Here is a 19339-nt window from a genome sequence, read left to right as displayed (position 1 = left end):
CTCAGTCCAGAATCGCGAAATAAACGGTGGATGCGCTTGTCCACGAGGCAGAACTCGACACCCGCACCGGCGCCGGCGTAACCACCGCGGCCGTCGGGAACTGCACCACGGACTTCCACCGCGTCGCGGACGCGGCCCCTGCCGACTGGCCGGAATCAGGAACAACCCGGTGCTCTACGAGTGCTCCAACGGCGTTGGCGTAGCGACGAAGCGTGGACTGCTTAGGGTCGGAGTCATAACGCTCAAGCTTGTAGACAGCCTGTTGCGTGATTCCCAAAAGCTCAGCTACGGCCGCTTGAGTCAGGCCAGCCCGCTCACGCATGGACACCAGCTCTGCCTTCAGCTGACGGTCCTCTCGGGCCAGGAGCTTGGCTCGGGCCTTGACGAGATCAAGGTCGACGGCAGGCTGGACAGAGCAAGACAAGGACATGTTCGTGAGCATATCCCGACAACCTGGAGGTTGTGCAAGCCCGCTGCTACACCCAGGACGAGGGGCGTCCTTGAATGTAGCGGGCCGCGGCAAATTCGATCTCGGGTTGCTGCGGCGTGCCATCGACCTTCATGTGCCGGTGCAGCGCCACAAGCATCAGTGCCAGCTCAGATGGTTCGCCGTGGTAAAAGCGCAACTTTTTCGACAATGCAGTGCGACGGAGTTCGTAAATTTCAGGATTGGCTACGATCGGCTTGATCGCTGTCGTCTCGTCTCCCGAGTCTTTCAGCTCGCCCCTAGCCGCCGCCTCGAGGAGATCCTCGTTTTCACCTTCCTGGTGTGCACGAGCAAAGGGCGCGAGGCCCTGCAGCCATGTCTCAAAATCGACGGCGGCCTGACGGGTGGGATCTCGGTAGTCTCGCCAAACGTAAGGGCCGTCCTCAGGCCTACAGCACCGAGAATCAGATCCTTCACGTCGCTTCTTCCCCATGACGGCATCGTAACTACTTGCACCGACATGAACCCCCGCCACGATTGGGGGACAGTCGTGGAGACGAAAATTGCAATTGGACGGTCGTTCATCGGGACACCTTCTCGAGCGCCCGACCGAGACGTGCATGTTGACCAAGGCCTCTCGGGCACAACTCGTGCCCGTCCAGGCCTTCGGGAGGGGCTGCCTGCCATGCCGGGGACGTCTGTCCGTCACCAAGCTCGACCGTCTCGCCTGTTCACGTCGTGGTCTCACCGCCATAGCCGACGAGCCCACAAAGAAGGCGTGGCCCTGAACCTCGGAGGATTCAGCGGTCTAAGACCCCACCGATCCCGTCGGTCGACTTCTGTCTAACGTGCTCGCCATGGTCGGAGAGTTCAAGGCCGACCTCATCCGGGCTCGCACACGTGAGGGCATGGTGAGCGCCAAGGTGGCCGGCAAGCTCCGCGGCCGCAAGCCCAAGCTCACTGCCTCTGAAGAGAAGCACCTAGTGCAGCTTCACCGCAGTGACGATGTCACTCAAGCCAGCGACCGCTAGATGGCAGCAACCCCCGCATTCCGGCTCCAAGCCGGGCGTATCTTCTTTCTGTCTGCCAAGCCTTTACGTGTCCCATGTCAGCAGGCTTCGGTGCCGACATGACAACCAGTCCGCGCAACTGCAAGTCAGATTGTCGCTTTCAATCGAAAGCGACAATATGAACAGCATTTCGACAAACTAATTCGCGGACGACACAACCGAGGAGTTCGTCCGCTTCCGCGTCACCTGAAGAACATCATGCGGAATGCCATGACGGTAGGAGCGGCTTTGCCAGGTGCCGAAGTGCCGCCGACTCCCCCATGTCTGATGAATCCGGTATGGGCTGCGCTGAGAGCCACGTTACTGGTGCGTCAGTCTTGGGCAGCAGCCCCTATTGACGTTTCCTTTGGGCGCCGTTGACCTCACATATGCGTCTTACCGGCGCCGATCTCCGCCCCCTGTGAGGCCGAGGGGTGGGAACCTGACCCCTCTCACGAAGAGCCCCAGCCCTTACGTGTGGCAAACAAAGTTGAGAAGTGGCAGATTTGCGTGAGAATTCACAATTAGCTGGGCATGTCGACGAAGCGGGAGAACATGCCGTGGAAGGCGACCGTGATGGTGTCGGTGGGGCCGTTGCGGTGCTTGGCGACGATGAAGTCGGCCTCGCCCTGGCGGGGGTTGTCTTTCTCGTAGGCGGACTCGCGGTGCAGCAGGATGACCATGTCGGCGTCTTGCTCGAGCGAACCGGACTCTCGCAGGTCGCTGATCGCCGGCTTCTTGTCGGCACGCTGCTCGGGGCCACGGTTCAGCTGCGACAGCGCGATCACCGGCACCTGCAGCTCTTTCGCCATCAGCTTCAGCGCACGCGAGAACTCCGACACCTCTTGCTGACGGCTCTCGACCCGCTTGCCCGACGTCATCAGCTGCAGGTAGTCGATCACCACGAGCTTCAGGTTGTGCTGCTGCTTGAGCCGGCGGCACTTCGCCCGGATCTCGACCAACGTCATGTTGGGGGAGTCGTCGATGAACAACGGCGCATCGTTGATCCGCCCACGCACCTGCGCGATGTTCGTCCAGTCCCGCGCATCGACCGTTCCCTTACGCATGTTCTGCAGCGGCACACTCGACTCGGCCGACATCAGACGCATCGCGATCTCGCTGCGCCCCATCTCGAGCGAGAAGAACACCGACGCCTGCCCGTGCTTGATCGACGCCGCCCGCGCCAGGTCGAGCGCCAACGTCGACTTACCGAGCGCCGGTCGCGCCGCCACGATGATCAGCTGACCCGGGTGGAACCCGTTCGTCAGGGCGTCGAGCTGCGCGAACCCCGTCGGCACACCCGTCATCTGACCGTCACGGCCCTTGGCCGCCTCGATCTCGTCGATCGCGACCGTCACCGCCTCGTTCAGCGGCACATAGTCTTCGGTCTGCACCCCACCGGCCACGTTGTAGACCTCGGCTTGCGCGTTGTTGACCAGGTCGACGACCTCGCCCTCGCTCGCGTAACCCATCTGCACGATGCGCGTGCCGGCCTCGACCAGACGGCGCAGCACCGCCTTCTCGGCGACGATCGACGCGTAGTACCCCGCGTTCGCCGCAGTGGGCACGACGCCGGTGAGGGTGTGGAGGTACTCCGCGCCTCCTGCCCTCGACAGGTCGGCGGACTTCATCAGCTCGTCGCTGACCGTGATGACGTCGGTGGGCTCGCCGTGCGAGTACAGCCCCAGGATCGCGTCGTAGATGACCTCGTGCTTGGGCACGTAGAAGTCCATGCCGCGGACCGTCTCGATGACGTCGGCCACGGCGTCCTTGCTGAGCAGCATGCCGCCCAGCGCGCTCTGCTCGGCGAGCAGGTCGTGCGGCGGGACGCGGTCCATGTTGACGGGGCCACCACGGTCGCGATCGCGGGCGTTCGACGCATCGGGAGCGAGACCGAGATGGGCGATCGACATGGGTCCTCCAGCGAGAATCGGGTGGGTGCGGGGCAGCACCGAAGACGCTCAAGGCAGTTGTACGACAGACCCCCGACATCCCCCTGCCGAACCGCCGTGATCCACCCCTGACGAGCGCGGGTACACCTTATGGACACCGAGTTCTCCACAGCAAATGCACCTGTGGATAACTCTGGGGAGAACCGGTGAGCAACGCCGGACAACCCTGGGGAGAACTGTGGATCGTGCTGTGGACAACGCGATACTTCAGTTCGATTACCTGCCCTTGACCAGGGTTTTCGTGATTCCACACCTGTGTGGAGAAAATTGTCTAAACCGGGGGTTGAGACATCCGATTTGACATCCGCCTGTGCACAAGGGATTTGACTTCGGGGCACGAGAACCGATAGCGACGCAGCCAGTGTTCAGCTTCTCGTAACCCCCGAAGGGGGGCCTGCGAAGAGGCTGGTCAGGGCGGTATCGGGGTCCGGCACCGCGCCTCCTGTCGGCCCCCGGACGACGAAGAACCCCGTTCCGTGCGATGAACCACGAAGGTTCGGGGTTCATCGCACGGAACGGGGTTCGTGGGGGAGCAGGTGCCTTAGAAGGGGACGCCGCAGCGGAGGACGACGTTGGCGTACGGGGTCGCCTCGCCCGTCCGGACAAGGAGGCGCGCGCGGCCTGAGAGCCGCTTGAGCTCGTCGTGCGAGACGTACCGAACGTCGTCGAAGCGAGACGTGATCCAGTCGCCGGCCGGGCGGCCCTGGCTCTCGTCCGCGGCCGTGCAGGCCTCGAACACCACGTCGGTGGTCAGGGCGTCCAGCACGTCGGCGAAGGCGGGCAGGCCGTGGACGACGGCGAGGTCGACCACGGGGACTCCCGGGGGCAGGGGGAGTCCGCAGTCGGCGACGACGACGAGGTCTCCGTGGCCGAGACCGCTCACCGCGTGGTTCAGCTGGGCGTTGAGCAGGCCGCCGCGCTTCACGAGGTCACTCCGTCCGCTGAGTCGGCATCCGCCGACCCCTCCGTCGGCGCGGCATCGGCCGCCGCGGGCAGCTCGTCCTCGAGCGTCGGGTACGACGCCTGCGTGCCGACACCCGTCACCGAGAACGCCCCGACGCGCACGGCGTCCTGAGCGGCCTCGAGCAGCGACGCACCCGCGGCCAGTCCGGCGGCGAGGGCGCCGACGAAGGCGTCCCCTGCTCCGGACGAGTCCACGGCCGCCACCTTCGGCGATGCGACAAGCACGGTGCCCGAGGCGTCGGAGACGATCGCGCCGGCGGCACCGCGGGTCATGACGACCGAGGTGACTCCCTGGGCGCGCAGGGAGGCGACGACCGACTCGTCGTCGACCCGCGCCTCCTCGTCCGAAACCGCGCCCGCAGCCGAAGCCCCGGAAGCGCCCCACGCGGCCAGCAGCAGCCGACCCTCGTGCTCGTTGACGACCAGCGGATCCGCGGCCTTCACCACGTCCGCCGGCACGTCGATCACCGGGGCGAGGTTGAACAGCACGCGCCCTCCGGCGTGCTGTACAGCGGCGGCGATGCCGTCCACAGGGATCTCTCCCTGCAGGACGACCACCGCTGCCTCAGCCAGCGCACCCGAGTGCCCGTCGACGAACGACGCCGAGACGGCACCGTTCGCGCCGGGGACGACGACGATGGTGTTCTCGCTGTCGCCTCCGACGCTGACGATCGCCAGGCCGGTGGGTCCGGGGACGGTGTCGACGCCACTGACGTCGACACCGCTCGAGTGGAGGTAGGGCAGGGCGTCGTCGGCACGTCCGTCGTCGCCGACCGCACCGATCATCACTGTGCGGGCGCCGCGGCGGGCGGCGGCGACAGCCTGGTTCGCGCCCTTGCCGCCGGGGGAGAGGGTCATCGACGAGCCGATGAGCGTCTCGCCGGGCAGGGGCAGCCGGTCGACGGTCACGACCTGGTCGACGTTGATCGACCCGACCACGACGACCGTGCCGGCCGCATCAGCCGAGCCTGCGGCCGGAACCGCACCCGCGCCTCCTACGCCCGAGGCGTCAGTACTGGAACCACTCATTCGGTGAAGTCACCCACGTTCTCCTTCGTGACGGTGATGACCTCGACGGCCTGGTCCGAGGGGCCCTCGTCGCCGCTGCCACCGTTGACGGCCTTGACGGCCTGGTCGACCGCGAGGGCGCCGAGCTCGGCGGGCTGCTGCGCGATCGTGCTCGAGAGCGTACCGGCCTCGATGGCCTTGAGGCCGTCCTCGGTGCCGTCGAACGCGGCGACCTTGACGTCGGTGCCGGCGCGCGAGCCGAGCGCCTGGATCGCTCCGAGGCCCATCTCGTCGTTCTCGGCGAACACGCCCACGGCGTTCGGGTGCGCCTGCAGCAGGTTGGTGGTCACGTCGAGCGCGGTGGCGCGGTCGAAGTTCGCGGTCTGCTGCGCGACGACGGTGATGTTCGGGTACGCGGCGATGCCCTTGGTGAAGCCCTCACCGCGGTCGCGGCTGGCCGAGGTGCCCGCGACGCCCTGCAGCACGATGACCTCGCCCTGCTCGCCGATCGCCTCGGCGAGGGCCTTGGCGGCCTGCTCGCCACCGGCGACGTTGTCGCTCGCGACGAACGAGGCCACGTCGGCACCGTTGACCGCGCGGTCGACGGCGACGATCGGCACGTCGGCCTCGTTGAGCGCCTTGGCGGCGGGTCCGGCGGCGTCGCTGTCCACGGCGTTGAGGATGACGGCGTCGGCGGTCGAAGCCGCGGTCGCCAGCTGGTTCGCCTGCGTGGCGGAGTCGTTCTGGGCGTCGACGATCTCGAGGTCGACGTTCTGCTTCTTCGCCTCGGCGGTCGCGCCGTCACGAAGCTCGACGAAGAACGGGTTGTTCAGGGTGCTGAGCGACAGGACCACCGTGGGGCGGTCCGCCTCTCCGGCGGGAGTGCGGTTGCAGCCGGCGGTGCCGGTCGCGACCAGGGCGGCGATCGCCGTGACGGTGGCGGCCTTGCGGAACGAGGTCAACTTCATCGTGTGTCCTTCGGGTTGGGTTGGTGGATCAGGGACTGTGTGAGATAGGGACAGGCAAGGAGGCGCGGGTCGGCTGGTTGAGGCCCGTCGCCTGGGCTGCGCCGCGGCCCCAAGGCCGGGCCCCGCAGCTGCCGCCGCTCCGCTGAGATGCGACGCCGCCCGTCCGGGCCGCACCGCGCCTCCTCGGCTCGAAAGCCGACGGTGCGCTCGTCTAGCTGCTGCGCGTCTTGCGCCGCAACACGTCGACGCCCACGGCGAGGGCGATGACGAGGCCGATGACGACCTGCTGCCAGAACGACGTGACGTTCAGCAGGTTCAGGCCGTTGCGGATGACGACGAGCACGAGGGCGCCGATGATGGTGCCCGAGATGCGTCCGACGCCGCCGGCCAGGCTCGCGCCGCCGATGACGACCGCGGCGATGGCGTCGAGCTCGTAGCCCGAGGCCGCCTGCGGCTGGGCCGAGTCGAGGCGGCCGGCGAGCAGCAGTCCCGCGAGGGCCGCGAACAGCCCGGCCAGGCCGAAGACGGTGACGACGATGCGATTGACCGGCAGGCCCGAGAGGCGCGCGGCCTCGGCGTTGCCGCCGACGGCGTACATCGACCGGCCGATGACGGTGCGGTTGAGGATGAACGACGCGACGATCGCGGCCAGCACGAGCACGATGATCGGCACGGGCACCGGGCCGATGTTGCCCCCGAGGAACGACACGGCCGGGGGAGTCGCGATCGGGCGACCGTCCGAGACGACGAGGGTCAGGCCGCGCGCCACGCTGAGCATGGCGAGCGTCGCGATGAACGACGGCAGCTTGCCGTACGCGCTGGCGAACCCGTTGACGAGGCCGGCCACGAGGCCCGTGCCGAGCCCGAGGGCGAGTGCCAGGCCACCGGGCAGCCCCGCCGTGGCGAAGAACCAGCCGGAGACCATCGCCGACAGCGCGGCGACCGAACCGACCGAGAGGTCGATGCCGCCCGCGACGATGACGAAGGTCATGCCGAACGCGAGCACGGCGACGGTCGACACCTGAATGCCGATGTTCAGCAGGTTGCGGCCGGTCAGGAAGTCCGGCGTCGCGATGAAGAGGGCCAGGCACAGCACGACGAGCCCGACGAGGGCTCCGTTCGCGGCCAGGAAGGTCTTGATGTCGAAGGAGCGTCGCTGCGCCTTCACGGTGGTGGTGGTCATGGGTGTCGTCCTCGGGTCCGTGCTTCTCGGGTCAGTTCGTCGGGGGGACGTCGCGTGCCGCGAGCGTCATCAGCGTGTCCTGGGTGGCGTCGGCCGCGGCGACCTCGCCGGCGACGACTCCGTCGCGCATCACGAGGATGCGGTCGCTCATGCCCATCACCTCGGGCAGTTCGCTGCTGACCATCACGACCGCGCCTCCTGCGTCGGTGATCCGGTTCACCAGCTCGTAGATCTCGACCTTCGCGCCGACGTCGACGCCGCGGGTCGGCTCGTCGAGCAGCAGCACCGTCGAGCCGGCGATGATCCAGCGGCCGAACACGGCCTTCTGCTGGTTGCCGCCGGACAGCGAGCCGATCTCCTGGTCGATGTCGCGCATGCGGATCCGCAGGGTCGAGGCGACCTCGTCGGCCTTCGCGCGCTGGCCGGCGAAGTCGACCAGGCCGGCCTTCGCGCTGCTGGCGAGCGTCGCGTAGCCGAGGTTGTCGTTGACGGAGGCGCCGAGCACGAGCCCCTGCGCCTTGCGGTCCTCCGGCACGTGGCCGACGCCCGCGGCGATGGCCCCGGCGACGTCACCCTTCTTGAGGCGCTTGCCGCGGACGGTCACGCTGCCGGAGTCGTACTTGTCCACCCCGGCGATCGCGCGGACGACCTCGGTGCGACCGGCGCCGACGAGCCCGGCGATGCCGAGCACCTCGCCCGCCCGCACCTCGAACGACACGTCGCGGAAGGTCTTCGACGTCAGGCCCCGCACCTCGAGGACGACGGGGGAGTCGCTCTCGCTGCCGGGGGTGCGCGGGTACTGGTGCGCGATGTCGCGGCCGACCATCAGGCGGACGAGCTCGTCCTCGTCGGTCGACGCGGGCACCTCGGCGACGAACGCACCGTCGCGCAGGACGGCCACGGTGTCGCCGATCTCGGCGATCTCGTCGAGGTGGTGGCTGATGAACAGCATGCCGACGCCGCGGGCACGCAGCTGTTCGACGACGCGGAACAGGATCTCGGTCTCGTGCCGGGTCAGCGCGGCGGTCGGCTCGTCGAGGATCAGGATGCGCGCGTCGATGCTCAGCGCCTTGGCGATCTCGACCAGCTGCTGGCGGGCGATGCCGAGCTCGCCGACCTTCTGGTCGACGTCGACGTCGAGCCCGATCAGGTCGAGGGCGGCGCGGGCCCGCTTCTTCAGCTCGCGGCGGTCGACCAGGCCGAACCGGGTCGGGAACCGCCCCATCATCACGTTCTCGGCGACGCTGAGCGACGCGACGAGGTTCAGCTCTTGGTGGATCGTCGCGATGCCGAGCTTCTCGGCGGCGTGCGTGTTCGGCAGGTGGACGGCCTCGCCGTCGACCAGCACACGGCCGGCGTCGGGCTGGTACACACCCGACATCATCTTGATCAGGGTGGACTTGCCGGCGCCGTTCTCGCCGAGCAGCACCTGCACACGGCCGGGCCGGACGTGCACGGTGACGTCGTCGATGACCCGCACGGGGCCGAACGACTTGCTGACGTTCTCGAGCGTGAGCAGGGGGCGATCGTCGTCGATCGAGTGGGGCATGGGTCAGTTCCTGCCGAGGGGTCGGGGTGGGGTGGGGTGTGTCGGGTGCGTCGGGGACGAGGAGGCGCGGGTCGTCGACTCGCGCACGATCAGTTCGCTGGGCAGCACGACCGAGTCGGGCGTGCGCCCGTCGATGACCTCGTGCAGCAGCTGGACGGCGATGCGGCCCATCTCCTCGACGCTGTGCGCGATGACGGTCAGGGCCGGGTCGAGCAGCGAGAACCACTCGATGTCGTCGAACGCGATGACCGAGACGTCGGTGCCCATGCGCATGCCGAGCCGGTTGAGCATGGCGATGGCTCCGACGGCCATGAGGCTGTCGGCGGCGAGCAGGGCGGTCGGCGGCTCGTCGAGCTCGAACAGGGCGTGCACGGCGGCCGACCCGCTGGCGGACTGGAAGTCGCCGACGTAGACCAGGTCGGGGTCGGTGCTGAGGCCCAGCTCGGCGGCCGCGGCCGTCCACGCCTCGAGTCGCTCGCGCCCGGTGGACACGCTCTGCGGGCCCGCGACGTAGCCGACGCGCTCGTGGCCGAGGTCGACCAGGTGCTGCACGGCGGCCCGGATGCCGGGGACGCTGTCGGTCGTCACGCTCGGCACGTCGACGCCGGGGATCGTGCGGTCGACGAACACCGTCGGCACCTCGCGGGCGAGCAGCGAGTCGATGCTGGCCGAGTCGGTGCCCTGCGGGGCGACGATGACGCCGTCGACGCGGCGTGAGATGAGGGTGTCGAGGTAGCGGTCCTGCTGCTCGCGGTTCTCGTTGGCGTTGCCGAGGAGGGTGACGTAGCCCAGCTCGAGCAGCGACTGCTCGATCGTGTGGGCGAGGTCGGCGAAGAACGGGTTGCGGACGTCCGAGACGAGCAGGCCGACCGTGTCGGAGCGGGTCGAGCGCAACGCCCGGGCCTGCGCGTTGGGGCGGAAGTCGAGTTCGCGCACGGCCTGCTCGACCTGGGCCCTCGACTCGGCGGAGGTGGCCGGGTTGCCCGACAAGACGCGCGATGCCGTCGCGGCCGAGACGCCGGCGCGCTGCGCCACGTCCCTGATCGTCACGGTGTTCATCGGGCTCTACCTCGTCGTAGTGGTGCGGGTCACAGGGTGTTTCCGCTGCGTGGAATCGATTCCATGGAACCGATTCCACGACAGTAGACGAGCCGCCCCCTCCTGTCAACGCGAGACCACCTGTGCCCATGAACCCGATCTCGAACCGAACACCCGGTTGCAACCGGGTGCATCGTTCGAAACCGGGTTCATCCCGACACAGGGCCGACCCCCGCGAGCGGACGAGGAGGCGCGGTGCCCGCCCCAGCCGCCCGCGCCTCCGCGTCCCAGCCCTGCCAGCCCAGCCCATGAACCCCGTTCCGGACGATGAACCCCGTTCCGACGGGGTTGATCGTCCGGAACGTGGTTCATCGCGACCCGACTCCAGGCCGGCGCACCGCACGTACCCGGCACGCAGAAGAGCGGCGGCCCCCCGAAGGGGACCGCCGCTCTCGCGTACAGCAGGCGCCGAGGCGCCGGGGTGCCGGAGCACCCGGGGTGCTACTTGGCCGAGACGACCGTCAGCGTGATCGTCGCGATGACGTCCTCGCGCAGGCGGAGGGTGGCTTCGTGCTCACCCGTCACCTTGATGGTCGAGGGGATCTCGACCTTGCGCTTGTCGATCGTCGCGACGCCCTGGGCGTTGACCGCGTCGGCGACATCGCCCGGACGGACCGAGCCGAACAGACGGCCGTCGGCACCGGTCTTCACCGTGAGACGGATCTTCTGGGCCTCGAGGCGCTGCTTGAGGTCGTGGGCCTCTTCGATCGTCTTGAGCTCGCGGGTCTCGCGGGCCGTACGGATCTGAGCGACCTGCTTCTCGCCACCGCGGCTCCACGCCACGGCGAAGCCCTGGGGCACCAGGTAGTTGCGGGCGTAGCCGTTCTTGACGTCGACGACGTCACCGGCGGAACCGAGGCCGGAGACCTCGTGGGTCAGGATTACCTTCGACATGGTGGTCCTTCCGATCAGCGGCCGGAGCCGGCGTAGGGGAGGAGCGCCATCTCACGGGCGTTCTTCACGGCACGGGCGATGAGGCGCTGCTCCTGGACGGAGACGCCGGTGATGCGACGGGCGCGGATCTTTCCACGCTCCGAGATGAACTTGCGCAGGGTCGCGACGTCTTTGTAGTCGATGACACCGACGCGGATCGACTTCGCGGGAGCGGCGTTCTTGCCGCCCTTGCCGCGGAGGGGCTTGCGGCGGTCGCCGCTGCTCTTTCCAGCCATTGGTTTCTACTTTCGATGAATGAAGAAGTACTAAAAGGGAACGGCGATGCCTAGAAGGGCGTCTCGTCGTTGTAGGTGCCGTTGCCACCGGGGGTGTTCCACACGTCGCCGCCAGAGGTGTTGCCACCCTGCTGGCCGCCGGCGGGCTGACCCCACGGCTCTTGCGCCTGACCGCCGCCGACCTGAGCCGGCTGGCCACCACGGTTGCCACCGCCGTTGCCGCCCCCGAAGGAGCCGCCACCGGCAGCGCCGTCGCGGGAGGACGCGGCGCGCGTCACCTGAGCGGTCGCGTAACGCAGCGAGGGGCCGATCTCGTCGATCTCGAGCTCCATGCTGGTGCGCTTCTCGCCCTCTTTGGTCTCGTACGAGCGCTGCTTGAGTCGGCCCTGAGCGATGACCCGGCTGCCCTTGGTGAGGCTGCTGGCCACGTGCTCGCCGAACTCGCGCCACACGCTGGCACGGAGGAAGAGCGCCTCGCCGTCCTTCCACTCGTTCGACGCGCGGTCGAACGTGCGGGGGGTCGACGCGATGGTGAAGTTCGCGACCGCGAGCCCGTTCTGCGTGTAGCGCAGCTCGGGGTCACTGGTGAGGTTTCCCACCACTGTGATGACGGTCTCGCCAGCCATCGGACTACTCGGCAGCCTTCTCGGCGGCGGGAGCAGCCGGGGCGGCGGGTGCAGCCGGGGCGGCAGCGGCGTTGGCGGCCTTGCGGGCGGCCTTCTCGTCGCTGACCTTCTTGGCGGCGGCGACCATGGCGATCGCCTCTTCGGCACGCAGGACCTTGGTGCGCAGCACGGCCTCGGAGAGACCCAGCTGGCGGTCGAGCTCGACCGTGGCGGCCGAGCTCGAGGTCAGGTTGACGACGGCGTAGATGCCCTCGGTCTTCTTGTTGATCTCGTAGGCCAGGCGACGACGTCCCCAGATGTCCACGTTGTCGATCGTTCCGCCATCGTTGCGGATGACGTTGAGGAACTTGTCCAAGCTCGGGGCGACGGTGCGCTCATCGATCTCGGGGTCCAGGATGACCATCAGTTCGTACTGGTGCATGACTAACCCACCTCCTTCGGACTTAACGGTCACAGACGGTCTGTGACAGGAGGGTATTCATGTCGCGGCGTCGGCCATGAGGCAGACGCAACCTTCCCAGCGTAGCCGAGCGCGCCTCCTGAATCAATGCCGCCGCAGCGGCCGCCGGCTCCAGAGAGCCGAGGAGGCGCGGGTCGACACCCGCAGGACGGGTTACGCCCCAGCACCCTCGCGTGCGTTCCACCAGGCGAGCAGGCGCTCGGTGGCGACCTCGGCCCCGAGCGGCCCCTCTTCGGTGCGCAGCTCGAGCAGGAAGCGGTAGGCCTCGCCGACCTCGCGGCTCGGGCCGATGCCCAGGACGCGTTGGATGTCGTCGCCGTCGAGGTCGGGCCGCAGCGAGTCGATCTCTTCGCGTTCGCGCAGCTCGGCGATCCGCGCCTCGAGGTCGTCGTAGGCGAAGCCGAGCCGGTCGGCCTTGCGCCGGTTGCGCGTGGTCACGTCGGCCCGGGTCAGCATGTGCAACCGCTCGAGCTGGTCACCGGCGTCGCGGACGTACCGGCGCACGGCCGAGTCGGTCCAGCCGCCCTCCGTGTAGCCGAAGAACCGGAGGTGCAGCTCGATCAGGCGGGAGACGGCGGCGATCGTGTCGTTGTCGAAGCGGAGCGCCTTCAACCGCTTCTTGGCGAGCTTGGCGCCGACGACGTCGTGGTGGTGGAAGGTGACGACCCCGCCCGGCTCGAGGCGACGCGTGGCCGGCTTGCCGCAGTCGTGCAGCAGGGCCGCGAGGCGCAGGGTGAGGTCGGGCGCCTCGCCCGGGTGCCGCTCCCGCTCGTAGCCGATGGCCTGATCGAGCACGGTGAGGCTGTGCTCGTACACGTCCTTGTGGTGGTGGTGCTCGTCGACCTCGAGGCGCATGGCGGCGAGCTCGGGCATGACGTGGTCGGCCAGCCCGGTGTCGACCAGCAGCCGGACACCGTCTCGGGGGGTTTCGGTCTTGAGGAGCTTCGACAGCTCGTCGGCGACCCGCTCGACCGAGACGATCGACAGGGTCTCGGCCCGGGCGGTCATCGCCTCGCGCACCTCGTCGGACACGGTGAAGCCGAGCTGCGCCGTGAACCGGGCGGCCCGCATCATGCGCAGGGGGTCGTCACGGAACGAGTCGACCGCGGTGCCCGGGGTGGCGAGCCGCGCCTCCAGCAGGTCGTCGACGCCGCCGGACGGGTCGACGAGCACGCGCTCGGGCAGACGCAGCGCCATCGAGTTGACCGTGAAGTCGCGACGGACCAGGTCGCCCTCGAGGGTGTCGCCGAACTCGACGACGGGCTTGCGGGTCTCGCCGTCGTAGACGTCGCTGCGGTACGTGGTGATCTCGACGGTCTCGCCGTCGACGCGGGCCGCGATCGTGCCGAACGCGCGGCCGACGTCCCAGTGCGCCTCGGCCAGGGGGACGACGATCGCCAGGATCTGGTCGGGGTCGGCGTCGGTCGTGAAGTCCAGGTCGTTGACCGGCCGGCCGATGAAGGCGTCGCGCACCGGACCGCCGACGAGGGCGAGCTCGTGACCGGCCGCGGCGAACGCGGCGGCGAGCTTCTCGATGCGGGGGGTGGCGGCCAGATCGTCCAGTCGCTGCAGGGCCCGTGCGACGCTGTCCATGACGAAACAGCTTGCCACAGCCGAGGAGGCGCGGGCTGAGTCCGCGACGGCGCCTCACGACCCCGTCCTCCCGCCTCGCAGGCGCTTCGCCGCTGCTTCTTGGTCGGCGTTGCCTAGACTCGGCATGCTCGAACGGCTCCTGTCGCCGTCGACACCTGACGCCTATGAGACTCTTCTTCGCCGTGATCGCCGCCCTGTTGGCGGTGTTCGTCGTGTCGGCGGGGCTGCCGGCGACCACGGCCCGGGCGGCGTCCGCCCCCACGGGCGACGGCATCACGATGACCGTCGAGCCGGCCTCCGACGGCGTGCTGCGACCCGACGACGACCTCACCCTCGGGGTCACCGTGACGAACGACGGCGACAGCGACCTCGCGGCGACCACGGCCCGGGTCTACCTCGACCGCGAACCGTTCACCACGCGGTCCAAGCTCGCCTCGTGGCTCGATCCCGACGACGTCTCGGGCGACGACTACCTCGGGCGCCAGCTCGTCCAGGTCGACGTGCCCGCGGTCTCCGCCGGGTCGTCCGTCGCCCTCGACACCGTCGTCGTGCCCGCCGACCGCCTCGGCCTGACCGGCCGCGCCTTCGGGGCGCGTGCGCTCGGGGCCCGCGTGCTCGACGCGTCGGGCAGCCAGGTGGCGCAGACCCGCAGCAGCGTGGTCTGGTACCCCGCCGACAGCTTCCAGCCGACCCGCGTGGCGGTCGCCGTGCCGATCACGACGCCCGAGAGCGAGACGGGCGTCCTCGACGCCTCCGCCCTCGCCGCCTACACCTCGGACGGCGGGGTGCTGCGACGCGAGCTCGACGCCGTGGCCGGCACCGGCGCGACCCTGGGCATCGACCCGATGATCATCGCGTCGATCCGCCTGCTCGGCACCGAGGCCCCGCAGTCGGCCGTCGACTGGCTCACCGAGCTGCAGGCCCTGCCGAGCGACATGTTCCCGTTGGCGTACGCCGACGCCGACGTCGCCGGGCTGCGACAGGCCGGCGCGACGACCGTCCCGGCCGTGACCTCGCTCGACACCCTGGTCGACCCCACCCGCTTCGAGGACATGCCCGCACCGACCGACACGCCCACCGAGGCGCCGGGTCAGGGGACGGACGACGGCTCGGGCACCGGCGTCGCCGGATCCGACCCCTCCGCCCTGCCGAGCGACGGGGCCACCGACCAGCCGACCGGCGAGCCGTCGCCCTCCGAGACGCCCGGCGACGGCGTGGTCCTGCCCACCACCGCCCAACTGCTCGACTTCCCGTGGACGCAGCGCGACGTCGTCTGGCCGCGCGAGTCGTCCGTCGTGTCCGCCGACCTGACCGCGTTCGCCGCCGGCTCGTACACGTCGACCATCGTCTCGAGCGGCAACGTCGACGTCGACGGCGACTCGACCGAGAACGCCGCGGTCACGATCGGTGCCGTCCCGGCCGTCGTCTCGGACGACCCGTTGTCCGACCTGGTCACCCAGGCGGCCGAGGCGACGAGCCTGGCCGAGTGGCAGGCCACGATGGCCCGGCTCTCCGCCACCGTCGCGACCATCGCCTACGAGCGGCCCAGCGACGCCCGCACCCTGCTGACCACGCTCGAGCGCGAGTGGCCGTCGACCGGGCAGTTCCTCACCCGCACGCTGCAGGCCGTCGACGGCCTTCCCTGGGTCAGCGGCGCCACCCTGACCGACGCCCTGGCGAGCACCCCGTCGACGGCGACCGTCGTCGACAGTCCCGAGAGCGACGCCCGTCTCGACCAGCTGCGTGACCTCGTGTCCGCCGACGAGAGGGTCGTCGACTTCTCGACCGCCCTCGCCGAACCGCAGCTCGTCACCGAGTCGGCCCGACTGCGCACGATGGCCCTGGCCTCGCACGCCTGGCGCGACAACGTCGACGGCTTCCCCGCCGAGGTCGCCTCGGCCGTGGCCGACGCGACCGCGACGTCGGGTCTCGTGGCCGTCGTCCAGGGCTCGCCGATCTCCATCCTCGGCGACCGCTCGGCCCTGCCCCTCTACCTCGAGAACAAGACCGACTCGGTCGCGACGGTGAAGTTGAACCTGACGCCGTCGAACTCCATCCTCTCGATCGAGCGAAGCCCCATCGAGGTGACGATCCAGCCTCAGTCCCAGACCCGGGTCAGCGTGCCCGTGCAGTCCGTCGCCAACGGGACGGTCTCGGTGCAGCTCCAGCTGGTCAGCCTCTCGGGCGTGGCGATCGCCACCCCGGTCGACGTCCCGCTCTCGGTGCAGGCCGGGTGGGAGACCGCCATCACCTGGATCTTCGGCGTCGCCTTCGCCGCGCTGTTCGTCGGCGGCCTCTACCGCACCTTCCGCAAGCGCCGCAGGGCGCGCGACGAGGCCCGGTCGTCCGGCGACGGCCCGTCAGCCGATGCGGCCCCGTCACCCGATGCGGCCGCCTCGCCGCCCGTCCAGGAGTCCATGTGAGCAACCAGGGCGGTCTCGGTCGCGCCAGCATCCTCCTTGCGTCCGGGACGATGGTCTCGCGCGTCCTCGGCTTCGTGAAGGCGGCCGTGCTGGCCGCCGCGATCGGGCAGTCGGCCAGCCGGGCAGCCGACTCGTTCGCCCTCGCGAACCAGCTGCCGAACAACATCTACGCGCTGATCGCGGGTGGCCTGCTCAGCGCCGTGCTCGTGCCCCAGATCGTGCGGGCGGCGACCTCCGACGACGGGGGGCAGCGGTTCATCAACAAGATCGTGACCCTCGGCACCATCGTCTTCGCGGCCGTGGGCCTGGCCGGCACGCTGCTCGCCCCCGTGCTCGTGCGGCTCTACGCGCAGCAGAGCACGGACGGCGGGGCGGGATTCACCTCGGACCAACTCGCCCTCGCGACCGCCTTCGCCTACTGGTGCCTGCCGCAGATCTTCTTCTACGCCATGTACTCGCTGCTGAGCGAGGTGCTCAACGCCCGACAGGTGTTCGGGCCCTTCACCTGGGCGCCGGTGCTCAACAACGTCGTCTCCATCGCCGGCCTCGTCGTCTTCATGGTCATGTTCGGCGGAGCCGTCGAGAACTCGGCGGTCGACGTCTGGACCGGCGACCGCATCTTCGTCATCGCGGCGACGGCCACCCTGGGCGTCCTGGCGCAGGCGGCGTTCCTGTTGCTGTTCTGGCGCCGTGCGGGTCTGACCTTCCGCCCCGACTTCCGCTGGCGCGGAGTCGGCCTCGGCGCGACGGGCAAGGCCGCCGGGTGGCTGTTCGGCATGGTGCTCGTCACCCAGTTGGCCGGGCTGGTGCAGAGCCGCGTCGCCACCCTGGGCAGCGAGGTCGGCGCCTCGAACGCGGTGCTCGCGAACGCCTGGCTGCTCTTCATGCTGCCGCACGGCATCATCGCCGTGTCGATCGGCACCGCCTACTTCACGCGCATGAGCGGCCACGCCTCGCGCGGCGACCTGCGGGCCGTCCGCACCGACATGTCGCAGTCGCTCCGCGCCATCGGCATGTTCATGGTGTTCGCCGCGGTCGCCATGTGCGTCGTGGCCTATCCGTTCGCCCGGTTCTTCGAGGTCGACTTCGCCGGGTCGACCCGCACGGCCGAGGTGATCCTCGGCTACATGCCCGGCCTCGTCCTGTTCAGCGTGCTGTTCATCGTGCAGCGGGTGTTCTACTCGATGCACGACCAGCGCACGCCCTTCTTCCTGCAGCTCGTCCAGTCGGGCATCTTCGTCGCGGGCGTCGCGATCTCGGCCGCCGTGGTGTCGCCCGAGCACATCGCGATGGCCATCGCCATCACGACCTCGATCGCGGGCTCCAGCCAGGCCGTGGTCGCGCTCGTCGTCGTCAAGAAGCGGCTGGGCGGCATCGACGGCCGCTGGGTGCTGCGCCGCTACGTGCAGTTCTTCGTCTTCTCGCTCGTCGCCGGGGCGGTGGGCGTCGTCGTCGTGACCGTCTTGGGTGGTTTCTCCGCCGACGGCTTCGCCCAGTCCGGCCGTGTGCCGGGCGTGCTGACGGTCGTCGTGGCCGGGGCCGTCATGGGCCTGGTCTACGGCGCACTGCTCTGGTTCGCGCGGATCCCCGAGCTGCGGGTGCTGACCACGCCGGTGACCGCACGTCTCGCACCGACCGTCTCGCGCCTCCTGCGTCGCTGACCGCCGCTGGCCGTCGCGGGCGGGCGGGCGTGCACGGCACTGCCGGGCGCTGCCAGGCACTGCGGGGCCCGGCCGGGCGCCGCACTGCCAGGCCCGCGGGAATGCCCCGTCGGTAGGATGCGTTCCACCAGACGATCGAGGGATCCGACCTCCGAGCCACCGCTCGCAGGTCGTCTTCCCGCTCGTGAAGTTCTCCCCCAGGAAGGTGCCCATGCGCCAGGTCATCATCATCGGTTCCGGCCCCGCCGGCTACACGGCCGGCATCTACGCCGCCCGGGCCGGTCTGCGCCCCCTCATCGTCGCGAGCTCGGTCGAGGCCGGCGGCGAGCTCATGAAGACCACCGAGGTCGAGAACTTCCCCGGCTTCCCCGAGGGCATCCAGGGCCCCGAGCTCATGTTCAAGATGCAAGAGCAGGCAGAGAAGTTCGGTGCCGAGGTGCTGCTCGACGACGTCACCGCCGTCGACCTGACCGGCGACGTCAAGAAGGTCACCCTGGGCAACGGCACCGTCGAGGAGAGCCTCACGGTGATCTTCGCGACGGGCAGCGCGTATCGCAAGCTCGGCCTCGCCGACGAGGAGCGCCTGAGCGGCCGCGGCGTCAGCTGGTGCGCCACCTGCGACGGCTTCTTCTTCAAGGAGAAGGCGATCGCCGTCGTCGGCGGCGGCGACTCGGCCATGGAGGAAGCGACGTTCCTGACCCGCTTCGCCTCGAAGGTCTACGTCATCCACCGCTCGAGCAGCCTGCGCGCGTCGAAGATCATGCAAGACCGGGCCCACGCGAACGAGAAGATCGAGTTCCTGTTCGACAAGCAGGTCACGGCGATCCTCGGCGGCGAGAAGGCCACCGGCGTCACCCTGACCGACACGGTCGACGGCAGCACGACCGACCTCGACCTCGACGGCCTCTTCATCGCCATCGGCAACGACCCCCGCGTGCACCTCGTGCACGGTCAGGTCGACCTGACCTCGGACGGCACCATCGCCGTGCAGGGGCGCAGCTCGAAGACCAACCTGACCGGCGTCTTCGCCGCGGGCGACGTCATCGACGCGACCTACCGCCAGGCGGCCACCGCCGCGGCCTCGGGCACCGTCGCGGCGCTCGACGTCGAGCACTACCTGGCCTCGCTCGACCAAACCTTCCTGGCCGAGCAGACCGTGGGGTCGGCCGAGGGCGTCGAGACGTCCGAGTCCGTGGTCGCCTGACCCGCG

The 19339-nt window shown here is 69.3% G+C and carries 18 protein-coding genes; 4 read left to right on the top strand and 14 right to left on the bottom strand.

Going from position 1 to position 19339, the window contains the following annotated elements; translation table 11 throughout:
- Nucleotide 1: 1 nt before the first annotated feature.
- Nucleotides 2–442, bottom strand: a complete 441-nt coding sequence (locus ASG28_RS16160) for a helix-turn-helix domain-containing protein (RefSeq protein ID WP_235477790.1) — start codon at nt 440–442, stop codon at nt 2–4.
- A 34-nt stretch (nt 443–476) separates the two neighbouring features.
- Entirely contained in the window at nt 477–920 is a 444-nt protein-coding gene (locus ASG28_RS16155) for a hypothetical protein (protein WP_082454645.1), read from the bottom strand.
- A 364-nt stretch (nt 921–1284) separates the two neighbouring features.
- Here ASG28_RS16155 and ASG28_RS16960 point away from each other — a divergent pair, with 364 nt between their 5' ends.
- Nucleotides 1285–1458, top strand: a complete 174-nt coding sequence (locus ASG28_RS16960; RefSeq protein WP_235477789.1) for a hypothetical protein — start codon at nt 1285–1287, stop codon at nt 1456–1458.
- A 542-nt stretch (nt 1459–2000) separates the two neighbouring features.
- Here the strand turns inward: ASG28_RS16960 and dnaB are convergent.
- From dnaB to ASG28_RS12970, 12 genes are all read right to left on the bottom strand, one after another.
- On the bottom strand, nt 2001–3389 hold the full coding sequence (dnaB, locus tag ASG28_RS13025; RefSeq protein ID WP_043595340.1) for a replicative DNA helicase: 1389 nt from the start codon (nt 3387–3389) through the stop codon (nt 2001–2003).
- Nucleotides 3390–3969: 580 nt separating this feature from the next.
- Nucleotides 3970–4353, bottom strand: coding sequence for a D-ribose pyranase (rbsD, locus tag ASG28_RS13020; protein WP_055975833.1), 384 nt, complete (start codon nt 4351–4353; stop codon nt 3970–3972).
- Entirely contained in the window at nt 4350–5420 is a 1071-nt protein-coding gene (locus ASG28_RS13015) for a ribokinase (protein WP_082454644.1), read from the bottom strand. The genes rbsD and ASG28_RS13015 overlap by 4 nt, the downstream gene beginning before the upstream one ends.
- Nucleotides 5417–6367: a substrate-binding domain-containing protein gene (locus ASG28_RS13010; protein WP_055975825.1), complete on the bottom strand. Its 951-nt coding sequence runs from the start codon at nt 6365–6367 to the stop codon at nt 5417–5419. The genes ASG28_RS13015 and ASG28_RS13010 overlap by 4 nt, the downstream gene beginning before the upstream one ends.
- A gap of 211 nt (nt 6368–6578) precedes the next feature.
- Nucleotides 6579–7550 (bottom strand): ABC transporter permease, encoded by a 972-nt coding sequence (locus ASG28_RS13005; protein WP_055975823.1) that lies wholly within the window; start codon nt 7548–7550, stop codon nt 6579–6581.
- 31 nt (nt 7551–7581) lie between these two features.
- Nucleotides 7582–9099, bottom strand: coding sequence for a sugar ABC transporter ATP-binding protein (locus tag ASG28_RS13000; protein ID WP_055975820.1), 1518 nt, complete (start codon nt 9097–9099; stop codon nt 7582–7584).
- Nucleotides 9100–9102: 3 nt separating this feature from the next.
- Nucleotides 9103–10158, bottom strand: coding sequence for a LacI family DNA-binding transcriptional regulator (locus tag ASG28_RS12995; RefSeq protein WP_055975814.1), 1056 nt, complete (start codon nt 10156–10158; stop codon nt 9103–9105).
- 480 nt (nt 10159–10638) lie between these two features.
- Complete coding sequence (gene rplI, locus ASG28_RS12990) at nt 10639–11091, bottom strand: 50S ribosomal protein L9 (RefSeq protein ID WP_055975811.1); 453 nt, start codon at nt 11089–11091, stop codon at nt 10639–10641.
- Nucleotides 11092–11105: 14 nt separating this feature from the next.
- Nucleotides 11106–11366 carry a 30S ribosomal protein S18 gene (rpsR, locus tag ASG28_RS12985; protein WP_043595327.1) on the bottom strand — a complete coding sequence of 87 codons (261 nt, stop codon included), beginning with the start codon at nt 11364–11366 and terminating at the stop codon, nt 11106–11108.
- A gap of 50 nt (nt 11367–11416) precedes the next feature.
- Entirely contained in the window at nt 11417–11992 is a 576-nt protein-coding gene (locus ASG28_RS12980) for a single-stranded DNA-binding protein (RefSeq protein ID WP_043595325.1), read from the bottom strand.
- A 4-nt stretch (nt 11993–11996) separates the two neighbouring features.
- Entirely contained in the window at nt 11997–12413 is a 417-nt protein-coding gene (gene rpsF, locus ASG28_RS12975) for a 30S ribosomal protein S6 (protein WP_055975808.1), read from the bottom strand.
- Between the two features lie 192 nt (nt 12414–12605).
- On the bottom strand, nt 12606–14045 hold the full coding sequence (locus tag ASG28_RS12970; RefSeq protein ID WP_055975805.1) for a CCA tRNA nucleotidyltransferase: 1440 nt from the start codon (nt 14043–14045) through the stop codon (nt 12606–12608).
- Nucleotides 14046–14209: 164 nt separating this feature from the next.
- On the opposite strand from ASG28_RS12970, the gene ASG28_RS12965 reads away from it, so the two are divergent.
- The 3 genes from ASG28_RS12965 to trxB all read left to right on the top strand — a co-directional run bounded on the left by ASG28_RS12965 (nt 14210) and on the right by trxB (nt 19333).
- Nucleotides 14210–16468: a DUF6049 family protein gene (locus ASG28_RS12965; RefSeq protein WP_055975802.1), complete on the top strand. Its 2259-nt coding sequence runs from the start codon at nt 14210–14212 to the stop codon at nt 16466–16468.
- The gene (murJ, locus tag ASG28_RS12960; RefSeq protein WP_055975797.1) at nt 16465–18129 is read left to right on the top strand and encodes a murein biosynthesis integral membrane protein MurJ; all 1665 of its coding nucleotides are present in this window, start codon (nt 16465–16467) and stop codon (nt 18127–18129) included. Before ASG28_RS12965 ends, murJ begins: the two co-directional genes overlap by 4 nt.
- Nucleotides 18130–18340: 211 nt before the next feature.
- Nucleotides 18341–19333, top strand: a complete 993-nt coding sequence (gene trxB, locus ASG28_RS12955; RefSeq protein ID WP_055975793.1) for a thioredoxin-disulfide reductase — start codon at nt 18341–18343, stop codon at nt 19331–19333.
- The last annotated feature ends 6 nt before the right edge of the window (nt 19334–19339 follow it).

The organism is Frigoribacterium sp. Leaf415 (assembly GCF_001424645.1).
GTDB lineage: Bacteria > Actinomycetota > Actinomycetes > Actinomycetales > Microbacteriaceae > Frigoribacterium.
Note: the sequence above shows the minus strand (reverse complement) of the source record. Positions and strands in the feature narration are given on the sequence as shown.